Annotated in this window: 14 protein-coding genes; 3 read left to right on the forward strand and 11 right to left on the reverse strand. The window is 72.8% G+C overall.

Annotated features, from left to right (window positions below):
• Positions 1 to 9: 9 nt before the first annotated feature.
• From BJ958_RS08595 to rpsA, 3 genes are all read right to left on the reverse strand, one after another.
• Positions 10 to 951 carry a helix-turn-helix domain-containing protein gene (locus BJ958_RS08595; RefSeq protein WP_179726451.1) on the reverse strand — a complete coding sequence of 314 codons (942 nt, stop codon included), beginning with the start codon at positions 949 to 951 and terminating at the stop codon, positions 10 to 12.
• Positions 952 to 1,160: 209 nt separating this feature from the next.
• Entirely contained in the window at positions 1,161 to 3,188 is a 2,028-nt protein-coding gene (locus BJ958_RS08600; protein WP_179726452.1) for an aryl-sulfate sulfotransferase, read from the reverse strand.
• 111 nt (positions 3,189 to 3,299) lie between these two features.
• Entirely contained in the window at positions 3,300 to 4,769 is a 1,470-nt protein-coding gene (gene rpsA, locus BJ958_RS08605) for a 30S ribosomal protein S1 (protein WP_179726453.1), read from the reverse strand.
• A 199-nt stretch (positions 4,770 to 4,968) separates the two neighbouring features.
• Between rpsA and BJ958_RS08610 the strand changes: the two genes are divergently transcribed.
• Positions 4,969 to 5,757 carry a methyltransferase domain-containing protein gene (locus BJ958_RS08610; RefSeq protein WP_179726454.1) on the forward strand — a complete coding sequence of 263 codons (789 nt, stop codon included), beginning with the start codon at positions 4,969 to 4,971 and terminating at the stop codon, positions 5,755 to 5,757.
• A gap of 10 nt (positions 5,758 to 5,767) precedes the next feature.
• The gene (locus BJ958_RS08615; protein WP_179726455.1) at positions 5,768 to 6,466 is read left to right on the forward strand and encodes a methyltransferase domain-containing protein; all 699 of its coding nucleotides are present in this window, start codon (positions 5,768 to 5,770) and stop codon (positions 6,464 to 6,466) included.
• Positions 6,467 to 6,479: 13 nt separating this feature from the next.
• Here BJ958_RS08615 and BJ958_RS08620 read toward each other — a convergent pair whose 3' ends face one another.
• The 7 genes from BJ958_RS08620 to BJ958_RS08645 all read right to left on the reverse strand — a co-directional run bounded on the left by BJ958_RS08620 (position 6,480) and on the right by BJ958_RS08645 (position 16,397).
• Entirely contained in the window at positions 6,480 to 7,283 is an 804-nt protein-coding gene (locus tag BJ958_RS08620) for a class I SAM-dependent methyltransferase (RefSeq protein ID WP_179726456.1), read from the reverse strand.
• Positions 7,284 to 7,389: 106 nt separating this feature from the next.
• Positions 7,390 to 8,358, reverse strand: coding sequence for a cell envelope lipid trafficking protein PgfA (pgfA, locus tag BJ958_RS08625; protein WP_179726457.1), 969 nt, complete (start codon positions 8,356 to 8,358; stop codon positions 7,390 to 7,392).
• Between the two features lie 13 nt (positions 8,359 to 8,371).
• Positions 8,372 to 9,592 (reverse strand): glycosyltransferase family 4 protein, encoded by a 1,221-nt coding sequence (locus tag BJ958_RS08630; protein WP_179726458.1) that lies wholly within the window; start codon positions 9,590 to 9,592, stop codon positions 8,372 to 8,374.
• Positions 9,589 to 10,353, reverse strand: coding sequence for a glycosyltransferase (locus BJ958_RS08635; RefSeq protein ID WP_179726459.1), 765 nt, complete (start codon positions 10,351 to 10,353; stop codon positions 9,589 to 9,591). Before BJ958_RS08635 ends, BJ958_RS08630 begins: the two co-directional genes overlap by 4 nt.
• Before the next feature lie 104 nt (positions 10,354 to 10,457).
• Positions 10,458 to 10,589 (reverse strand): hypothetical protein, encoded by a 132-nt coding sequence (locus tag BJ958_RS28450; protein WP_273516209.1) that lies wholly within the window; start codon positions 10,587 to 10,589, stop codon positions 10,458 to 10,460.
• 34 nt (positions 10,590 to 10,623) lie between these two features.
• Positions 10,624 to 12,318: an MmpA family trehalose lipid delivery protein gene (locus BJ958_RS08640; protein ID WP_179726460.1), complete on the reverse strand. Its 1,695-nt coding sequence runs from the start codon at positions 12,316 to 12,318 to the stop codon at positions 10,624 to 10,626.
• Positions 12,315 to 16,397, reverse strand: coding sequence for an alpha-(1->3)-arabinofuranosyltransferase domain-containing protein (locus tag BJ958_RS08645; RefSeq protein WP_179726461.1), 4,083 nt, complete (start codon positions 16,395 to 16,397; stop codon positions 12,315 to 12,317). The genes BJ958_RS08640 and BJ958_RS08645 overlap by 4 nt, the downstream gene beginning before the upstream one ends.
• Positions 16,398 to 16,503: 106 nt before the next feature.
• Here BJ958_RS08645 and BJ958_RS08650 point away from each other — a divergent pair, with 106 nt between their 5' ends.
• Positions 16,504 to 17,760, forward strand: coding sequence for an oligosaccharide flippase family protein (locus BJ958_RS08650; RefSeq protein ID WP_179726462.1), 1,257 nt, complete (start codon positions 16,504 to 16,506; stop codon positions 17,758 to 17,760).
• A 4-nt stretch (positions 17,761 to 17,764) separates the two neighbouring features.
• Here the strand turns inward: BJ958_RS08650 and polA are convergent, their stop codons facing one another.
• Positions 17,765 to 20,464: a DNA polymerase I gene (polA, locus tag BJ958_RS08655; RefSeq protein WP_179726463.1), complete on the reverse strand. Its 2,700-nt coding sequence runs from the start codon at positions 20,462 to 20,464 to the stop codon at positions 17,765 to 17,767.
• Positions 20,465 to 20,498 lie beyond the last annotated feature (34 nt).

A 20,498-nucleotide genomic window follows, 5' to 3' on the forward strand; every position in this document is an offset into this window, starting at 1 on the left:
CTCCCCCGCTCAGCAGGCGAACTGCCGGCGGTAGCTCTGCGGGCTGACCCCGCGCACGCGCACGAAGTGGTGGCGCAGCGTCGCGGCGTTGCCGAAGCCGACCTCCGAGGCGATCCACTCGACCGGCTGCTCGGTGCGCTCCAGCAGCTCCTCGGCGGCGTTGACCCGCTGCCGGGTGACCCAGTGGTGGGGCGTGGTGCCGGTCTCGTCGCGGAACCGCCGCGCGAAGGTGCGCGGCGACATCAGCGCGCGCTTGGCGAGCGCCTCGACGGAGTGGTCCTCGCCGAGGTTCTCCAGGATCCAGGTGAGCAGCGGGCGCAGGGTGTCGGCCTCGCAGTCGGGAACCGCTCGGGCGATGTACTGGGCCTGTCCCCCGTCACGGTACGGCGGCACGACGGCCCGACGCGCGACGACGTTGGCGATCGCGGCGCCGTGCTCCTGGCGCCAGATGTGCAGCGCGGCGTCGAGGCCGGCCGCGCTGCCGGCGCCGGTGACGACCTGGCCGGCGTCGACGTAGAGCACCTCGGGGATGACCTTGGCGAGCGGGTACTCCCGCTGCAACCGCTCGGTGTGCATCCAGTGCGTCGTGCACTCGCGGCCGTCGAGCAGGCCGGCCTGGCCGAGCACGAAGGAGCCGCTGCACACCGACATCAGCCGTGCACCTCGCTCTGCCGCGGCGCGGATCGCGTCGACGACCACGTCGGAAGCGACACCGCCCTTGATCGCCGGGATGGCGACCAGGTCGGCCTCGGCCACGCGGTCCAGGCCGTGCGCGGCCTGCATCGTGAAGCCCATCGAGGTGCGCATCGGACGGTCGTCCTCGGCGCACACGGCGAAGTCGATCGGGGGTACTCCGTCCTCGGTGCGGTCGATCCCGAAGGCCTCGCAGAGGATCCCCAGCTCGAAGGGGGCGACGCCGTCGAAGGCGATGACGGCCACGTTGGTCAGCACCCGACCACTGTCGCAGCCGACTGGCAGAAAATCAACGCAGGCCGTCTTTTCTGCCACTGGTGGCAGGATCCGGACAGGAGCAGGATTTCTGCCATGACCACTGCGCTGATCCTCCTCCTGCTCCTCGCGGGCCTCGGTGCCCTCCTCACCTGGACCCGCCACGACGGCCTCGACGCCGACCACGGCCCCGACGCCGACCGCGCCGCGGCTCACCGCCCGCGCAGGCTCAGCCTCACCGAGCTCGCCGGGGTGACCGGATCCGCCGAGCCCGGCCGGCCCACGCGGACCTCGACCCGCCGTCGCGGCGCTGCCGAGCTGCGGCACTTCACGACCACCTCCAGCAACGCCGCCTGACCGGGCGCCAGGACCGGTGTCCGCCAGGTGCCGGCCCGGACCTCGGCCGTGACGTCCCGCCCGGCGGCGAGGTAGCGGACCCGGTACCGGAAGCCGGCGGCCCCCGCCGTCACGGCGAGGTCGGTGGCCCGGACGCTGGTGTTCGTCACCCGCAGCAGGGCCCGGCGTACGGCGCCGCGCCGGGGCAGCCGCAGCACCTTCGTCGCGGCCCACGTCCCCGCCGACCGCACAGCAATCCCCGGCTCGGGCGACGTGACGACGTACTCCCGCCGCTCGACCGTGGTGTTGCCGGCACCGTCGACGGCGGTGACGGTGTAGGTCTGCGTCCCGACCGCGCCGGTCGGGACCGACGCGGCCCAGGTGCAGGACTGAAGGGTCGAGCCACCCCGGTCGGTGCACCGCACCTGCGGGGTGACCCGGTCACCCCGGTCGTAGCGTGCGGCACCGGGCAGGGACACGCTCACCACCGGAGCGGTCCGGTCCGGGACCTCGGCCTTCTCGGCGCGGTAGCTGAGCACCGTGGGCGCCGCCAGCTCCCACACGATGGTGCCGTCCGGCGCCACCTCGCTGACCAGCGCCTGCTGGTAGGCCGCCCAGTCGACCAGGGTGTTGCCGCCGGGCAGACGCCGAGCCGAGCCGGCGAAGTAGGCGAACCGGCCCGGCCGCGACCAGCTGCCGACCAGGGTCGCGGTCATCGCGTCCTCGTCGAGCGCGTACTCGGTGACCCGCGTCGCCGCCCGGTCGACCGTCGGGCCGAGCCGGTCTGCCGGGTCCACGCAATACGACGGGTTCGCGCCGAGCACCGCGGATCCGTTGTCGAAGACCAGCAGGTGGCCGTTGGGCAGCCGGCTCACCGTGTGCTGCGCGCACGGGCCGCCGTCGGGGTCCCCGACGAAGGTGAAGTCGCTGAGCCGGCCGCCGAAGCGCCACACGACGTCGCCGCGGTGGAAGCCGTCGTGGTCGGACCAGGCGATCCGCAGCGCGGCGCTGAGGTGCCGGAAGGAGGCGAGCACGTCACCGTCGGGCAGCAGCTGGATCGAGTTGATGTGCGCCCAGTCCGGGGAGGCGCCCGCCGTCGTCTCCGTCGCCGGATCGAGGACGTCGCCGCTGTCCCAGGTGTGGACGACGGCGCCGGCCGGGTCGACCTCCTGGATGACCGCGTCGACCAGCCCGGTGACGGCGTCCGGCTCGTAGGCGACGAACAGGCGGCTGCCGTCGGGACGCAGGATCACGTCGTGGTTGTCGGTGTTGACCAGCCCGACGGCGCGCGAGGTCGCGACGTCCCCGAACTGCTCGTCGAGCTCGACCAGGTCCCAGTTGCTCGCCGCGCCGGGACGGCGGACCATCACCGTGTAGTGCCCGTGCGGGGCCGGTTTGAGGTCGGTGACCGACGTGCCGAAGTCGCGCACCTGCGCCGGCACGCCGTTGCGGTCGAGCGCCACCGCGAAGGTGCCCAGGGTCAGCAGCACGTTGCCGTCGGAGACGCCCGGGCCGTCGACCACCGTCGTGATCTCGGGGAAGGCGGCGGGCATGTACACCAGGGCGTAGGCGTGGTGCCCGGCCGCGTCGTCGACGACCACCGAGACCTCCTCGCCCGTCGTCAGCCCCGCCACCTCGGTCGGCCCGGTGACGACCGCACCGTCCACGCGTACGACGCCGGCAGGGTCGCTCGTCGTCGCCGCCACCGTCAGCCGGCCACCGGTCGCGGCGGAGGTCGCGACGCCGTACCGGCTGACCGCGGGGTCGAACACCGGCCGCAACGCGACGCCGTCACCGGTGACCGTGATCTCGACGGTCGGTGCCGGCGCGGCGGACGCGACCGACGCGGCGGGACCGCCGATCAGGGCCGACACGAGAGCGAGGAGCATGGCAGGAACGCGCATGCACGCTGCATCGGCCGGGACCCCGCGCCCCTGAGGTCGCGTGCCGAAAAGCCCGAAGGCCCCGACCGTGCGGTCGGGGCCTTCGTGCTTGCTGCGGTGAAGCCTGGGCGATCAGTTGCCGCCGGTCAGCTTCTCGCGAAGCGCCTGCAGCGCCTCGTCGGACGCGAGCGAGCCGGCGTTGTCCTCGGCCGGGGCGGAGGAGTACGAGCTGGACTCGCCGGCCTCGATCTCGGCCTGCTTGGCGTCGGCCTGCTGCTTGACGTGAGCCTCCCAACGAGCGTGCGCCTTGGCGTACTGCTCCTCCCACTTCGCACGCTGCTCGTCGAAGCCCTCGAGCCACTCGCCCGTCTCCGGGTCGAAGCCCTCGGGGTAGATGTAGTTGCCCTGGTCGTCGTACGTGGCCTCCATGCCGTACAGCGTCGGGTCGAACTCCTCGACGTCCGCCGCGGCAGCGGTCTCGTTGGCCTGCTTGAGCGAGAGGGAGATCCGGCGACGCTCGAGGTCGATGTCGATGATCTTGACCATGACGTCGTCGCCGACCTGGACGACCTGCTCCGGGATCTCGACGTGGCGCTCGGCCAGCTCGGAGATGTGGACCAGGCCCTCGATGCCCTCCTCGACCCGCACGAACGAGCCGAAGGGAACCAGCTTGGTGACCTTGCCGGGCACGATCTGACCGATCTGGTGGGTCCGCGCGAAGTGCTGCCACGGGTCCTCCTGGGTCGCCTTCAGCGACAGGGAGACACGCTCGCGGTCCATGTCGACGTCGAGGACCTCGACGGTGACCTCGTCACCCACGGTGACGACCTCGGACGGGTGGTCGATGTGCTTCCAGGACAGCTCCGAGACGTGGACGAGACCGTCGACGCCGCCGAGGTCCACGAACGCACCGAAGTTGACGATCGAGGACACGACACCCTTGCGGATCTGGCCCTTCTGGAGCTGGGTGAGGAAGCCGTGGCGAACCTCGGACTGGGTCTGCTCGAGCCAGGCACGGCGCGACAGGACCACGTTGTTGCGGTTCTTGTCGAGCTCGATGATCTTGGCCTCGAGGGTCTGGCCGACGTACGGCTGCAGGTCGCGGACCCGGCGCATCTCGACGAGCGAGGCCGGGAGGAAGCCGCGCAGGCCGATGTCGATGATGAGGCCGCCCTTGACGACCTCGATGACGGTGCCCTCGACGACGCCGTCGGCCTCCTTGATCTCCTCGATCGTGCCCCAGGCGCGCTCGTACTGGGCGCGCTTCTTGGACAGGATCAGGCGACCCTCCTTGTCCTCCTTCTGGAGGACCAGGGCCTCGACCTTGTCGCCCACCTGGACGACCTCGGACGGGTCGACGTCGTGCTTGATCGACAGCTCGCGCGAGGGGATGACGCCCTCGGTCTTGTAGCCGATGTCCAGCAGAACCTCGTCACGGTCCACCTTGACGATGGTGCCGTCGACGATGTCGCCGTCGTTGAAGTACTTGATGGTCGCGTCGATGGCGGCCAGGAAGTCCGCCTCGGAGCCGATGTCGTTGACCGCGACCTGGGGCGCGTTGTCGTCGAAGCTCGCAAGCGGGGTCGAGAGGGTGCTCGTCATGTAGTCGGTCAGTCCTTGAAGTGGGCAGATGTAGTCGGGATGATGCGTCTGCGGGCGGCCGCCCGGCGGGCAGGCCAGAACACAGACGTTCCAGAGTACGCGCCGCCCGAGGTGGGAGTCCAACCGGCGACGACTATCCTCGGCAGACGTGCAGGACGTCGAGGGCGCAGCAGGCGTCGAAGCATGGCCACATCCCCCCGTGACCGCCCACCGGCGGGCCGCCGACGAGCTGGAGTCGCAGCGCGCGAACGGCGCCGACTGGGACCGGTACGCCGACGAGTACCAGGCCACCCACGGCGGCTTCCTCGGTGACATCGGCTTCGTGTGGGGCCCGGAGGGGCTGACCGAGGAGGCGGCCGGGATCCTCGGCGACGTGCGCGAGCGCGACGTGCTCGAGGTGGGCTCCGGCGCCGGCCAGTGCTCGCGCTGGGTGCGCAGCCGCGGCGGCCGGGCCGTCGGGCTCGACCTCTCCCACCGCCAGCTGCAGCACTCGCGGCGCATCGACGAGGCGAGCGGGGTCGTCGTGCCCAGCGTGCTCGGCACCGCCACCGCGCTCCCCTTCGCCGACGACACCTTCGACGTGGTGTTCTCGTCGTTCGGGGCGCTGCAGTTCGTGGCCGACATCGACGTCGCGGTCGCCGAGACCGCGCGGGTGCTGCGCCCGGGCGGCCGGTTCGCGTTCTCGATCACCCACCCGACCCGGTGGATGTTCCCCGACGACCCCGGCGAGGAGGGACTGACCGCGACCCAGTCCTACTGGGACCGCACGCCGTACGTCGAGGTGGACGACGAGACCGGCCTGACCTCGTACGTCGAGCACCACCGCACCCTCGGCGACTGGGTCGCGCTGCTGGCGGGCGCCGGGTTCCGGCTGACCACGCTCCTCGAGCCGGAGTGGCCCGAGGGGCACGAGCGGCTCTGGGGCGGGTGGTCGGGGACCCGCGGCCGGCTCACACCCGGGACCGCGATCTTCGGCGCAGATCTCTAGGGTTGGCCGCGTGGACGCGGAGGAGATCGCCAAGTCGGCACAGCTCGAGCACCGGCACTGGTGGTACGCCGCCCGCCGGGCCCTCGTGCGCCGCACCGTCCGCGACTGGCCGGCGGGCCGGGCCATCGACGTCGGGTGCGGCATGGGCGGCAACACCGCGGTGCTGCGCGAGCTCGGCTGGCAGGCGGTCGGCGTCGAGTACACCGACACCGGCTCCGACATCGCCGCCGCGCGCGGCATCCCCGTCCTGCAGGGCGACGGCCGGCACCTGCCCGTCGCCGACGCGTCGGTCGACCTGGTGATGTCGACGGACGCCTGGGAGCACATCGACGACGACGCGGCCGTGGCGCGCGAGACCGCGCGGGTGCTGCGTCCCGGCGGCCGGGTCCTCGTGGCGGTGCCGGCCGGGATGGCGCTGTGGAGCGGGCACGACGTCGCCCTCGGCCACGTCCGCCGCTACGAGCGGCAGCAGCTGGCCGACCTCGTGACCGGCGCCGGGCTGGTCATCGACGACCTGTGGTCGTGGAACGTGCTGCTCCGCCCGGTCGTCCGCGCCCGCCGCCGCAACAAGCACGCCGCCGAGAGCGAGATGGAGGAGGTGCACCCGGTGCTCAACGCCGGCCTGCGCGCCGCACTCGCGATCGAGCGCGGGCTGCCGGTCAAGCGACTGCCGGGCGTCAGCCTGGTCGTCCTGGCCCACAAGCCCTGACGGCGCCCACCGCTCAGAAGCGGTAGATCCTCGGCTCCAGCAGGGCTCCGTCGCCGCGCCGCAGCTCGGGCCGCACGACGTCGTCGTACGCGATGGGCGTGCGTCGGCGTGGCTTGCGGAAGGTGAGCACCGACGTCAGCGCCCGCGCCACCACGGCCTCGCCGCCGCGGGTGTGGTGGGCCTCGGCGTTGATGGTCCGCTCGACGAAGTCGGGGTCGTGGCTGCCGATGGTGCGTACCGGTTGGGCCCCGGTCCAGCGCAGCGCGATCACGTTGTGGTGGTGGCGGCTGTCGATCAGCCGCTTGACCGGCTCGGCCAGGTCGGAGCGCTTCAGGTAGGCGTCGATCTCGGGGTCGAACGCGGGCGCCTGCTTGGCCTCCATGACCAGTGTCGGCGGCTTGGTCGACCGGTCGAGGCGGCACCACCACAGGTGGCTCGGGAAGTCGATGATCTTGGCGGCCGACGCCTCGGGCACCTCGATGTAGCCGGCGCGCGCGACCCGGGTCAGCTCGCGCACGACCCCGACCGGGTCGGTCACGTGCTCGAGGACATGGGAGCAGATGGCGTAGTCGAAGACACCGTCGGCGAAGGGCATCGCGGCCGCGTCGGCGTCGAACAGCGGCCGGTCGACCCGGGTGTGGCCGGTGCCGGAGCGCTGGCCGGCGTAGGCGTCGTCGGGGTAGCGGTCGAGCAGGACGTCGGCGCGCCACGACGGCTTGTCGCCGCTCCCCACGTCGAGGACCAGGCCGTCGTCGGGGATCGGAAGGCCGATCCGGCTGTCGTAGAAGGCGCGCAGCCGGTCCTTGAGCTCCTGCATGGTTCCCCCAGCCTAGTCGTGCGGTGTCGAGGCGGTCGTGACGAGACAACGGCCTCGAGCGGTGCTCGAGGCCGTCGTCTCCCTCCTCGGAGAGGAGTCCTTGTGGTCAGGCGTCGACGAGCGCCTTCTCGTCACGGCGCGCGGCCCGCTGCTGGCGGGCGCTCCGGCCGAGGACCAGGCCGCCGGCGACCAGGCCTGCGCCGAGCAGCAGGAGGAGGCCGGGGAAGACCAGCTTCATGCCTCCGAGCAACGTCGAGTTGCCCTTCGCGTCGCTGACCAGCTCGTCGACCTGGGCCTTGGTGTACTGGACGGTGCCGTTGAAGGCCGGGACGTCGACGCCGTCGTACTGCAGCTCCTGGGTGCGGTTCTCGACCCGGTTGACCGGCGAGCCGGTCTCGGGCTCGACCCAGAAGGTGCGGGTCATGCCGTAGACCATGTCCGCGTCGACGGAGGCCTCGGCCGAGCCGAACACCGAGCCGGGGACCTCACGGGTCTCGACGACCGTCGGGTCGATGGTCTGCACGAACTTGTAGACGGTGAGGCCGTCGATCTTCTCCTCGCCCTTGAACTTCGCGTCGACGGCCTTGCCGACGGTGTCGTCCCAGACCGCGTAGTCCTTCTTCTGGGTGTTGAAGGGGAACTTGTAGATCAGGCCCCTGCGCACGGCGGGCTCGCGGTCACCGGCGGCGACCTCGGTCCAGGAGTCGCAGGACTTGCAGTCGACGGCCATGCCGGTCTTCGCGTCGAACGGCGCTCGCTCGCGCGACTGCTGGAAGATGCTGCCGTCGGCGCGCTTCACCGTGGTCGAGTTGACCCACACCACGACGCCGTCGGGCGTCTTGGCGCCGCTGTCGGCGATGGTGCGCGAGCTGATGTCGAGGTCGGTGGTCTCCGGCGCGAGCACCTCGGGGTCGGAGTTGAAGACCTCGGCGCCGGTCGCCTCGAGCTTGGTGACGCCCTCGTAGTCGGGCGGGACGGTGGCGAGCACCGGGTAGGCGTAGAAGCGGACCAGAGCGGCCGCCACGATCAGGAAGACACCGAGTCCTACGGACACGGCGGCGAGCTTGCTGCGCATGGGCGAGCCTCTCTCAGACGGCCACGCGAGCGTCGCGTGGGTGGTGACGGTCGGGCAGCGCGGCAGCGTGCCCGAGGAGCTGGACGGTCAGGTCGCGCGCGTGCAGGCGCATCTGCGACCAGTCGAACTTGTGGGACCAGGCCATGCACGCCTCGGCGCGCAGTGCCCGGGTCCCGGGGTCGGCGGCGTCGACCAGGGCAGCGGTCAACGCCTCGGTGATCCGGGTGACGACGGTGGCCGGGTCCTGGCTGTCAGGGACAAGCCAGCCGCTCTCCCCCGGCCGGATCGAGTCGCGCAGCCCGGGCACGTCCCGGGCCACGGTGGGGACGCCGTGCGCGGCCGCGTCGATCACGGCCTGGCCCCAGCCCTCGGCGTCGGAGGCACAGACCTGCACGACTGCACGCGCCAGCAGGTCGTCCTTGGCGTCGGCGGGCAGGAACCCGTGGAAGGTCACCTGCCCGGCCAGGCCGAGCTCGGCCGCCCGGGCGACGAGGCGGTCGCGCTCGGGTCCGCGACCGATGACGTCGACGCGGATCGTGCGGCCGGCGAGCGCGGCGGCGTCCTGCGTCCTCCGCACGGCCTCGAGCGCGAGGTCGACCCGCTTGTGGGTGACCAGCCGGCCCAGGACCACGACCCGGTCGGGGTCCTTCGCGGTGGCATCGACCTGGCCGGCGGCCGGAAGGTCGGCACCGTTCTCCAGGATCCGGATGTCGCCGGTCCAGCCGAGCTGGTCGCGCATCTCGGCCACCGTCGAGGCGGACACCGCCGCGGTCACGTGGTGCCGGTAGACACGCCGCATCGCGACCCGCTCCATCCAGCGACCGAAGGCCGCCACCGGAGCCGGGAAGTGCACGGCGAACTGGGCCTGGTGCACGTGGTGGACGATCAGCAGGGCCGGCGTACCGCGGCGCAGGACCAGCGGCGAGAACGACGGCAGCCCGCAGGCCGGGTCGATCACGGCGTCGATCCGGCGTCGGTGCCGCAGCAGCCAGGTCAGCGCGAACAGGTAGAAGGTGAGCGCGCCACCGCCCCGTCGTACGTCGATCCCGTCGCGGACCTCGCGAGCCGACTGGCCCTCGTCGCGGGCGGTCACGAACTGAACCCGTGCGCCGGCCTCGTGCAGCGCCCGGGCGAACTGCCAGGCGTAGATCTCGGCTCCGCCGGCGAGTGAGTGGTCCAGGTCGCGCCAGTTGACGACGACGAACCGCTTCCCCTCGAGCTCTCCCCTGGTCATGCCCGGCTCCCCGCGAGGAGCACGGCAGGCGCCGCCACCGGCTCGGGCCGCTCGACCGCCCGGCAGCGCCAGGCGATCCGGGCCAGCTCGGCGAACGCGGCCGCGCCGTGCCGGGACGGCACGAAGGTGGATCCGGGCACGTCGGTCCAGGTCACGGGGATCTCGTGGACCTCGGCGCCGAGACCGCGCAGGCGCACGAGCAGCTCGACGTCGAACGAGAACCCGGCGGTCTCCAGGCGACGCGCGGCCAGCCGGGCCAGGCTGCCCCGGAACACCTTGAACCCGCACTGGGTGTCGGCGATGCCGGGGACCAGGCGGCCGGCGAGGCGCCGGTACGCCGCCGCACCCAGCGATCGGGTGCGGCAGTGGCGCGCCTCGGTCCGGCTCCCGGCGACCGCGCGCGAGCCGATCACGACGTCGGCGCCCATCAGCACCTCGCGCCAGGCGGCCTCGATCGCGTCGAGGCCGGTGGCGCCGTCGGCGTCCATGAAGCACACCAGGTCGGCGTCGGTGGCGAGCAGCCCGGCACGGACCGCGGCACCCTTGCCACGGCGTGCGCACCGCACCACCCGCACGGGCAGCGCAGTCGAGTCGGCCGCCCGAGCCACCTCCGCGGTGCGGTCGGTGCTGGCGTTGTCGACGACGAGCACCTCCACCCGGCCGAGCACCCCGCGGTGCGACGTCACGTGACGACGCAGCTCGCGCAGTGTGCGCGGCAGCCGGCGTTCCTCGTTGTACGCCGGAATGACGATCTGCAGCATCGGACCCTCCCAAGCCGTCTGCTCAGCCCGTCCCCCTCCCCAGGGACGGTACGACGAACCGCTCCGCCGGCGACCGAGGTCACCGAGGGCGCGGCGAGGGCGCGCTACTTGCTGGCGTAGCTGTAGAGCTTCTCGTTGCTGACGGGCTTGTGCTCACCCTGCGCGGTGTTGACACCGGCGACGAGAACGGCGGTCGAGGCGAGGGCCCCGATGGCAGCGGCAATGATCGTGTTCATGCGACGGTCCCCTCCCAAAGACCGGCACAGAGCATCACACCCCATGACTTTCATGACTGTGATGCCCGTTACTCCCAGACCGGAGTATCCATGCGGCACCGGTCAAAAGCAAAAGAAACGCGCAAGTCTGACCGATCGACACCAGAACGTGACGCAAACCGTCGTCGTCGCCGGCAACGCTCGTGACCGGGCCGCCCGCGGACAGGTCGACGAGCCGCAGCCCGCCGCCGTCGTACGCGATCCGGCCAGCGGGGACCTCGGGCTCCCCCATCCCGCGCTCGACCAGGACCCAACGCACGCCCTGCGCACGCAGCGCGCCGGCGGGGTCGGTGTCGGCGAGCGCACGGGTGACCGCGACCACCCGCGGGTCCTCGGCCGGCACGACGCGGTCGGCGAGCAGCACCCGGTCGTCGACGAGCACCGTGCCGGGCAGCAGCCGCGGAGCGGGGTCGAGCACGGCTCTGCGGTGGTTCCACGCGTAGCCGCGGTAGGAACCCTCCCAGGGCAGCACGACGGTCGTGTCCTGGGGGCCGACGAGGTCGGCGACGTCCTCCCAGGCCTGCGGGTACGACGAGCGCGGCAGGTCGCCCAGCGCGCCCCACGCCAGGCCCGGCAGGAGCAGCAGCGGTGCGACGACGAGCAGGACGACCGCGCTCCACAGTGCCCCCACGCCTGGCCGGATCCACGCCCGCACGGCCCTCACCGCATGGGCGGAGCCGACCGCGAGCACGAGGCCGAGCGGCGCGAGGAAGCGGTGGGAGTCGCGCAGCAGCGCCAGTCCCGGCACGTGGGCCGCCAGGCGCTCCAGGAGGTCGCTGCCTCCGGGCACGGCCGGCACGAGCGCGAGCACGACGGCTGCGGCTCCCAGGAGGGCCCAGCGGCGCCGGTCGGGTCCGCTGCGCACCAGGCCTGCGCACGCCGCGACGCTCAGCAGGCACGAGAGCAGCACCAGCACGGCGCTGGTGCGCTCCCCCGGGACGATCGAGGTCTTCCAGATGCCGCCGAGCGAGAGCACGCTGGCCGCCGTACCGGCTGCGGACTCGGCGCGGGCGGCGAAGCCCGCGAAGACGCCGTCCGTCGACACGCGCACGGTGGTCGCGGTGAGCGCCGGCACGGCCCAGCACAGGTTGGCGCCGACCGCGAGCAGGCCGGCTCGCCACCAGGTACGACGGTCCCGCCCGAGCGCCAGCACGGCCAGGACCCCGACGGCCATCACGCCGCTCGACGGGCTGCAGGTCGCCGACAGCACGAGCACGACGGCGGCGCGTCCCCAGTCCCGCGGGTCGACGCGCAGCCTGAGCGCGGCGAGCGCGACCCACGGCAGCAGCAGGTAGCCCAGCAGGATCGCCCACTGGCCGATCAGCAACCTCTCGAGGACCCACGGGTTCCAGCAGAACAACGTGATCGCCGCGGCGCGCGCGTACCAGCGCAGGTCGCCGACCAGCCGCCCGGCCCCGAGCCCGCCCGCGAGGAAGCCGCCGACGAGCAGCAGTCGCTGGACCACGCTGCCCGGCACGACGTGCGTGGCGAGCGAGACCAGCGCGTCCATCGGCACGGCGCGCGGCAACGACCCGTCCAGGCCGAGCCACGCGCTCTTCCAGGGCTGGTGCGGCACGAAGACCATGTCGCCGACGAGCCAGTAGCCGCCGACGACGAGCAGCGGCCCCAGCACCAGCACGGTGATCGCGACCGTCACCGCCAGGTCGGGCCCCGGCCGCCGTGCGCTCACCCCGGCGTCCTCCGCGTCAGCGCTGCCGCGACACCGGCGGCCAGTGCGGCGCCGGTCACCAGGTCGGCGGCACGCGAGGGCAGCACCGGTCCGTCCCGCAGCGCCAGGACGAAGGCGACGAGGGCACCCAGCAGCACCACGCCGACGAGAGCCTGCGCCACGCGCGGCCAGCGGGCGAGCAACGCGCCCACGACGCCGCCGACAGCCACGACCGGGCCGCCGACGAGCCCGGCGACGAGGCCGCCGATCACGGCCGCGAGGACGGTACGGCGACGCGAGGGCGCCGGTTCCTCGGGGATCGGGGCCTCCAGCGCCTCGGTGTCCGGGAGCGCGTCGGCCGGACCGCGGTGTCGTCGTAGGGCACCGGAGACGAGGATCCCGAGCGCGGCCAGCAGCACGGCGCCGAGGACGCCGAGACCGCCGACCAGCACGACCAGGTAGCCGCGCTGCGGGGCGTAGCCGAGCTCGACCTCACCGGACGTGCCGGCCGGAAGCAGCCAGCCCTGGGCCCAGCCGTCGACGGTGACCCGCTCGAGCTCGTGGCCGTCGACGGTGGCGACCCAGCCCACGTTGACGTTGTGGGGCGAGGAGAGGATGGCGTCCTGTCCCGGACCGACGTCGAGCCGGACCCGGGTGTCGGCCGTCGACAGCAGCCGGATCGTGCGCGATCGAGGGTGCACCCGCCCCGGTTCCGCGCCCGAGCCGACCGCGTCCAGCGTGAGCCCGACCGGCTGGAACTGCTGGGTCGAGCGCAGCTCCACGCGGTGGGTGCCGGCCGAGAGCCGCAGCGGCCCGGCGTCGTCGCACGGCTCCACGGCGAGCTGGCCGGCCGCGACGACGTCGCCGAGGAAGCCGTGGACGCGGGTGTCGACCACGCGTCCGTCGAGGACCAGCTGCGGGCCGTAGCCGCACACGGCGCCGGTCGGGGCGCCGCCGTCGAGGGGCACCGCCCGCACCCCGCCGAGGTGCAGCTCCCCCATGCCGAGCGGTGCGCCGCCGACGCGGTCGGCGGAGCGGCTGAAGGTGATGCTCAGCCGCCGGGCCCGGACCGGCTCGAAGCCGCCGAACCCGCGCAGGTCGACCTCACGGACCTCCTCACCGTCGGCCGTCCGGGCGCGGATCTGCGCGTGGTCGGGCAGCACCGCGACACCGGCCGGTGGGGTGAGGCTGATCCGCCGCAGCGTGCGCTCGCGGCCGAGGTCGACCTCGAGGACCGGCGTCGTGTCGCGCGGGTCGGCGATCCAGGACGTGGCGTCGCTGCCGTCGTACGCCATCCGCGGGGAGGCAGCAGGGTCGACGGAGAGCCAGGACGAGCCGGTCATCGTCGTGCCCGAGCCGGGCTGCAGGAGCGGGAGGGTGCCGGGCAGGCTGCGCGCGACGACGACGCCGCGGACCGCGAACCGGCCGGCCTGGTCGAGGGTGAAGGTCCGGTCGATGCCGGTCGCCTCCTCCGACGCGTGGGCGCGGTAGCGGTCGCAGTCGGCCCCGAACACCGTCAGCACGCAGGCCCGGGCCTCGGGCGCGGCCGCGAACACCAGGTCCGGCGCGGCATCCGTCGACGCCTCCGGCACGACGAGCGTGCGGGTCGCACGGATGCCGTCGACGTCGAGCTCGGCGATGCCGATGGCCGCGTTCCTGCTGGTGCCGCCGAGCGCCTCGACCCGGACCCGGTCCGCGCGCACGCCGAGACGGACCGTGCCCTCGCCGGTGAACGGGTCGGCGGTCAGGATCCGGCTGTGCCCGCCTGCGGTGACCCGCCACCGGGTCACCCGCTCGACGTCCTCGACCGTCGGCTGGCTCAGCGTGACCTCGTCGACGGTCCGCTCACGCCCGAGGTCGACCTCGAGCCACTGGCCCCTCGCGTCGAGGTAGGGGCTCGGCCGCCAGTACGTCGACGGGTCGCCGTCGAGGGCCGACCAGGGCGCGTTCTCCGGGTGCACCGGTCCGAGCGAGCTGGTCCACGCGCGGGAGGTCGACGCGTCGACACCGGCGATGCCGTCGTACTTCGCGACCACCGGCTCCGAGCCCGCGGAGCCCGGGTAGTTCGGCACGACCCGGTCGCCGTGGTAGCGGTCGGTCGGTGTCATCACGTTGCTCTCGGCGTCCTGGTTGCGGCCGAACGCGCGCTCGCGGCGCCGATAGCCGTCGCCGACCACCTGTCCGGCGTGCTTCCAGCTCTCCTCGCCCTCGAGGACCATCGCCTGCGCCGGGCCGACCAGGCCGGAGCCCACGGCCGCGACCGCTGCCTCGACCGAGCCGGCCACGGTGACCGCGTCGTCGACGTCGCGGACGTCGTACCCGCCGGTCCCCGTCTGCGCGCCCTCGGCGGGCTCGACGTCGAACACCTCGATCGCGGGGCCGAACTCGAGCTCGCCGAAGGTGGCGACCTGCTGCAGCCCGGGCGAGCGGCCCAGCGCCACCCCTACCAGGCTCGCCGACGTGGCCTGCGCGACGTCGGTGTCGAGGTCGTGGCGCACCAGCACGGTGTCGATGCCCAGTCGGTTGAGCAGGTGGCGCAGGTAGGGCGACCCGGAGCCGGTCTCGAGGTAGGCCTCCATCGCCGTGAACAGCCGGATCGTCGCCGGCGGGGTCAGCGGCACCTGGGACCGGGTGATCCACGGGCTGCGCGCCACCGCCTCCATCGGCTCCTCCATGGTCCAGCCCCACTGCTGGATCCCGAAACCCGAGCCGGGGATCACCCAGGTCGCGCCGCCGCTGCGGTCGGAGGCGCCGGACCGCTTCTCGAGGAAGGCGGCGGCCTGGGTCCAGTAGGACGGGACCTGCTTCCAGCCGGGCGTGCGGGTGTCCGCGCTCAGGATCGGCTGCGCCATGGCGACCAGGCCGCCGACGAGGAAGAGCACGACGCCGCCGGCGATACCCCGGCGCACGACCGGGCGCCACAGCCGACCGTCGCGGCGTCGCAGGAGCAGCCGGACGAGGTCGTCGACCACGACGGCGAGGCCGAGCGCGATCGGCACCCGCAGCACCGGATCGACCTTCGGGACGTTGCGCAGCGGGGCCAGCGGTCCGTCGAGCAGGTCGCGCAACGCCTGGCTGAACGGGCCATCCAGGGCGCCCGTGTGGGCGATCACCTGGCAGGTGAGCCCGAAGACGGCAGCGAGGAGCAGCGGCGTGCGCCACGCGCTGCGCATCCGCAGCAGCCCGACGAAGCCGGCGACGGCGACGATCCCTGAGCCGAGGACCAGCCACGGCTCGTAGGCGAGGTCGTAGCCGGCCGGCCACCAGCGCTGGCCGCCGACGGAGATGTAGCCCACCCAGTTGCTCGCGCCACGCAGCACCGGGCCGAAGCCCGAGGTCGACGTGGTGGTGCGGGCGTCCTCGACGAAGTCGAAGAACGGCGGGCTGTAGGCGCCGAGCCGCAGCAACGACAGCACCCACCACGCACTCACCGCGCCGACGAGGGCGAACCAGCCGACACCGAACCGCCAGCTCAACCGCCGGGTCAGCACGGTCCACCCGACGGCGACGGCGAGCAGCGCGGCGGGAGCAGCGGTCGCTGTGCCGTTGACGCCGCCGGAGCAGGCGAAGGCGGCAGCGGACAGGATCGCCGCGTTGCGCGGCCGGAGCCGGCCCTGCGCAGCCAGCACCACCGGCAGCAACGCCCACGGCAGCACCGCACCGGGCAGCACCTCTGCACTGCGCGTGCCGATCTCCGTGACGTGGCGCGGCGTCAGGCCGTAGGCCAGGCCCGCGAGGGCAGCCGCACCCGGGGACGTGCCGAGGGTGCGGGCGAGTCGTCGTACGCCTTCGCAGGCGACGACCAGCAGCAGGACCGACCAGCCGCGCTGCGCGAGCCAGCCCGGGACGCCGGCCAGCTCGGCGAGCCAGAAGAAGGAGCCGTGGGGGAAGAGGTAGCCGTAGGCCTGGTTCTGCAGCTCGCCGAGCGAGACCTCGGGGTTCCACAGGTGGAAGGTGCCGGCCAGGTGCGGGCCGGGGACCTCGGTGAGCTCGAAGCGGGTGTCGCTCGTCGCCTGGCCCCACTTCTCGGTGAGGACGAAGACCGCGAGGGCGGCGTACACGGTCCACAGCAGCACGCGAACGCGTCGCTCGTCCCGCATCCTCACCCCTCCCTGGGCGCCACGTGCACGTCGCGTGGCCGGGGTCACTGTATGCCGAGCGACCTCGGCTACCCCGATCGGTTGGGGCACCCCCTAACCTGCTCTGGTGACGACGACCTCCCGCCCGGCGGGCTCACGCATCTCCCGGCTCCTGCGCAGCAGCGCCGGCATCGCCATCGCGATGGCCGTGATGAACGTCGGCACCTACGGCTTCCAGATCGCCTCGGCCCGTCTGCTCGGTCCGGGCCAGTACGGCGCCCTGGCCGGCGTGATGGCGCTGATGCTGGTGCTCTCCGTGCTCCAGCTCGGCCTGCAGGCGACGTCGGCACGCAGGATCGCCGCCGATCCCGAGCACGTCGCCGCCGTCGAGGCCGCGGTGCTGCGCACCGGCTGGCGCACTGCGCTGGCTCTCGGCGCCGTGACCGTGGTGGCCGCCCCGCTCGTGACCAGGCTGCTGCGCCTCGACGGCCTGCTGCCCGCCGTCCTCCTCGCGCTCGCCATCGTGCCCGCGACGGTGATGGGCGCGCAGGCAGGTGTGCTGCAGGGCGAACGGCGCTGGCTCCCGCTGAGCCTGGTCTACCTCGCCGTCGGCGTACCCCGGGTGCTGCTCGGCATCGCCTTCCTCCTGGTCTGGCGCTCCGAGAGCAGCGCGATGCTGGCCATCCTGGTCTCGACCTGGGTGCCGGTGCTGGTGGGCGCCTGGGCCCTCGGTCGCCACCCGCGACGTGAGACGGAGGTGACCGAGGCCGAGATCCGCCGCGACGTGCTGCGCGAGACCCTCGGCAGCTCCGTGGCCCTGCTGGCGTTCTTCGCGATGGCGAACCTCGACATCGTGGTCGCCCGCAGCGTGCTCGACGAGCACGATGCCGGTCTGTACGCCGGTGGCCTGATCGTGACCAAGGCCGTGCTCTTCCTGCCCCAGTTCGCGGTCGTCGTGCTCTTCCCGTCGATGTCGACCGGCGGCGAGAGCAGAGCCGCGGTCATCAAGGGACTGGCCTTCCTCGGCACCCTCGGCGTCGTCGGCGTCGTCGCGACGTACTTCCTCTCGGACCTCGCGCTCGTCTTCGTCGGCGGCGCCAGCTACGCGGGCGTGCAGGACCGGCTCTGGCTCTTCGCGACCCTGGGCGCGCTGCTGTCGCTGCTCCAGCTCCTCGTGTACGCCGGCCTGGCGACCCGCGGCGTCTGGACGAAGTACCTGGTCGGGGTCGGCGCGCTGGCGCTCGTCGGCCTCGGCACGACGGCGTCCGGCGTCACCGACCTCGCGGTGAAGGTCGCCTCGGTCGACCTCACGGTGCTCCTCGTCCTGGTCGCACTGCAGGTCGTGCGGCACCGCCGCGACGACGACGCGATCACCGGGTCCTAGCCGCTCAGTGCGCGGCCTCGTGCCAGGACCGGCCGGTGCCGACGGACACGTCGAGGGGCACGGTGAGGTCGGCGGCGCCGGCCATCTGAGCGCGGACCAGTGCCTCGAGCGCGTCCTGCTCACCGTCGGCGACCTCGAAGACGAGCTCGTCGTGGACCTGCAGCAGCATCCGTGAGGCCAGCCCGGCCTCCTTCAGCGCCGCGTCGGTGCGCAGCATGGCGACCTTGATCAGGTCGGCGGCCGAGCCCTGGATGGGGGCGTTGAGGGCCATCCGCTCGGCGGCCTCGCGGCGCATGCGGTTGTCGCTGGTCAGGTCGGGCAGGTAACGGCGCCGGCCCATGATGGTCTCGGTGAAGCCCGTGCGGCGGGCCTCGTCGACGACGCCGCCGAGGTAGTCGCGGATGCCGCCGAAGGTCTCGAAGTAGTCGTCCATCAACGCGCTGGCCTCACGCGGCTCGATGCCGAGCTGCTGGGACAGGCCGAACGCGGACAGGCCGTAGGCGAGGCCGTAGTTCATCGCCTTGATCTTGGCGCGCATCTCCGCAGTGACGGCGTCGGGCTCGACGTCGAAGACCCGCGACGCGGTCTCGGCGTGGAAGTCGCGTCCGGACCGGAAGGCCTCGATGAGCAGCTCGTCCTCCGACAGGTGGGCCATGATCCGCATCTCGATCTGGCTGTAGTCGGCGGTCATCAAGGACGCATAGCCGTTGCCGACGACGAAGCTCTCGCGGATCCGGCGGCCCTCCTCGGTGCGGACCGGGATGTTCTGCAGGTTGGGCTCGGTGCTGGAGAGGCGTCCGGTGGCGGCGATGGTCTGGTGGAAGGTGGTGTGGATCCGGCCGTCGGGCTGGACGGTCTTGAGCAGGCCCTCGATGGTCTGCCGCAGGCGGATCACCTCGCGGTGGCGCAGCAGGTGGAGCAGGAACGGGTGCTCGGTCTGGGCGAACAGCCACTGCAGCGCGTCGGCGTCGGTCGTGTAGCCGGTCTTGGTGCGCTTGGTCTTGGGCATGTTGAGCTCGTCGAAGAGCACCACCTGCAGCTGCTTGGGCGAGCCGAGGTTGATCTCCTGGCCGATGACGTCGTAGGCCTTCTGCGCCTCGCTGCGGACCTCGTCGCCGAAGTGCGCCTCGAGGCCCTCGAGGTGGTCGACGTCGATGGCGATGCCGGTCTGCTCCATCGCGGCGAGGACACCGACGAGCGGCATCTCCACGTCGGTGAGCAACCGGTGGCCACCGGCCTTCTCGACCTCGTCGGCGAGCTCGGCGGACAGGTCCAGCGCGGCCCGGGCCTGCACCATCGCGCTGCTCGCGACGCCGCCCTGGTCGACACCGCCGTCGTCGAAGAGCAGCTCACCCTGGTCGGGGTCCTGCGTCTGGCCGAGCTCACGGTGCAGGTAGCGCAGGGTCAGGTCGGCGAGGTCGTAGGAGCGCTGGTCGGGCGCGACGAGGTACGCCGCCAGCGCGGTGTCCTCCGCGACGCCGGCCAGGGTCCAGCCCTGGGCGACGAGCGCGTGCAGCGGGCCCTTGGCGTCGTGCAGCACCTTCGGTCGTGCCGGGTCGGCCAGCCAGGCGGCGAGCGCGGCGTCGTCGGCAGGGGTGAGCGAGGCGACGTCGAGGTAGGCGGCGCGCCCGTCGGCCAGGGCCAGGGCGAGGCCGTCGACCCGGCCGGTGCCGCTGCCCCAGGCACCGCGGACCGAGAGACCGACGGTGGCGTCGCCGATCTCCGCAAGCCAGGGGCCGACCTCGTCGGCGCCGAGGGTGGTGCCGTCGAGCTCGACGCCGGCCTCGACCTGGACGTCCTCGCCCGGAGCGACCACGTCGAGGATCCGGGTGCGCAGCTCGCCGCGGAACTCGAGCTCGTCGAGCAGCTCGAGCGCCGCCGCGCGGTCCCACTCCTTGAGCACCAGGTCGTCGATGGCGATCCCGAGGTCGAGGTCGCGCACGAGCGCGTTGAGGCGACGGTTGCGGATCACGTCACCGAGGTGCTCGCGGAACGCCTCGCCCTTCTTGCCGGTGATCTTGTCGGCCTGGGCGATGACGTTGTCGAGGCCGTCGTAGGTGTTGATCCACTTCGCGGCGAAGCCGGCACCGACGCCCGGGACACCGGGCAGGTTGTCGGACTGCTCCCCCACGATCGCGGCGAGCTCGGGGTAGCGGTGCGGCGGGACGCCGTACTTGTCCTCCACGAAGGCGGGCGTCATCCGGGACAGGTCGGAGACGCCGCGCATCGGGTAGAGCACGGTGGATCGGTCGGTCACCAGCTGGATCGAGTCGCGGTCACCGGTGAGGATCAGCACCTCGAGGCCGCTGGTCTCGTCGGCGAGTGCCTGGGTGACCAGGGTGGCGATGATGTCGTCGGCCTCGTAGCCCGGCACCTTGATGAACGGGATCGAGAACGACGTCAGCATCCGCTCGATCAGCGGCAGCTGGCTGCTGAACTCGCCGGGGGTCTTGTTGCGCTTGGCCTTGTACTCGGAGTACTCCTCGGTGCGGAAGGTCTGCCGCGAGACGTCGAAGGCGACGGCGACGTGGGTCGGCTGCTCGTCGCGCAGCACGTTGACCAGCATCGAGGTGAACCCGTAGACCGCGTTGGTGTTCTGCCCCGTCGCCGTCGAGAAGTTCTCGACGGGCAGGGCGAAGAAGGCGCGGTAGGCCAGCGAGTGTCCGTCCAGGAGGAGGAGTCGCGGGCGGGTCGTCTCCGTCATGTGGTGAGGCACCCGCCGACTCTACCGATGCCCT

The organism is Nocardioides kongjuensis (assembly GCF_013409625.1).
GTDB lineage: Bacteria > Actinomycetota > Actinomycetes > Propionibacteriales > Nocardioidaceae > Nocardioides > Nocardioides kongjuensis.

What these genes read in the sequence shown, in the direction of transcription:
- BJ958_RS08600 (WP_179726452.1), bottom strand. Translation starts at nt 3,188, where the DNA reads ATGCGCGTTCCTGCCATGCTCCTCGCTCTCGTGTCGGCCCTGATCGGC.
- rpsA (WP_179726453.1), bottom strand. Translation starts at nt 4,769, where the DNA reads ATGACGAGCACCCTCTCGACCCCGCTTGCGAGCTTCGACGACAACGCG.
- BJ958_RS08620 (WP_179726456.1), bottom strand. Translation starts at nt 7,283, where the DNA reads ATGCAGGAGCTCAAGGACCGGCTGCGCGCCTTCTACGACAGCCGGATC.
- pgfA (WP_179726457.1), bottom strand. Translation starts at nt 8,358, where the DNA reads ATGCGCAGCAAGCTCGCCGCCGTGTCCGTAGGACTCGGTGTCTTCCTG.
- BJ958_RS08630 (WP_179726458.1), bottom strand. Translation starts at nt 9,592, where the DNA reads ATGACCAGGGGAGAGCTCGAGGGGAAGCGGTTCGTCGTCGTCAACTGG.
- BJ958_RS08635 (WP_179726459.1), bottom strand. Translation starts at nt 10,353, where the DNA reads ATGCTGCAGATCGTCATTCCGGCGTACAACGAGGAACGCCGGCTGCCG.
- BJ958_RS28450 (WP_273516209.1), bottom strand. Translation starts at nt 10,589, where the DNA reads ATGAACACGATCATTGCCGCTGCCATCGGGGCCCTCGCCTCGACCGCC.
- BJ958_RS08645 (WP_179726461.1), bottom strand. Translation starts at nt 16,397, where the DNA reads ATGCGGGACGAGCGACGCGTTCGCGTGCTGCTGTGGACCGTGTACGCC.
- polA (WP_179726463.1), bottom strand. Translation starts at nt 20,464, where the DNA reads ATGACGGAGACGACCCGCCCGCGACTCCTCCTCCTGGACGGACACTCG.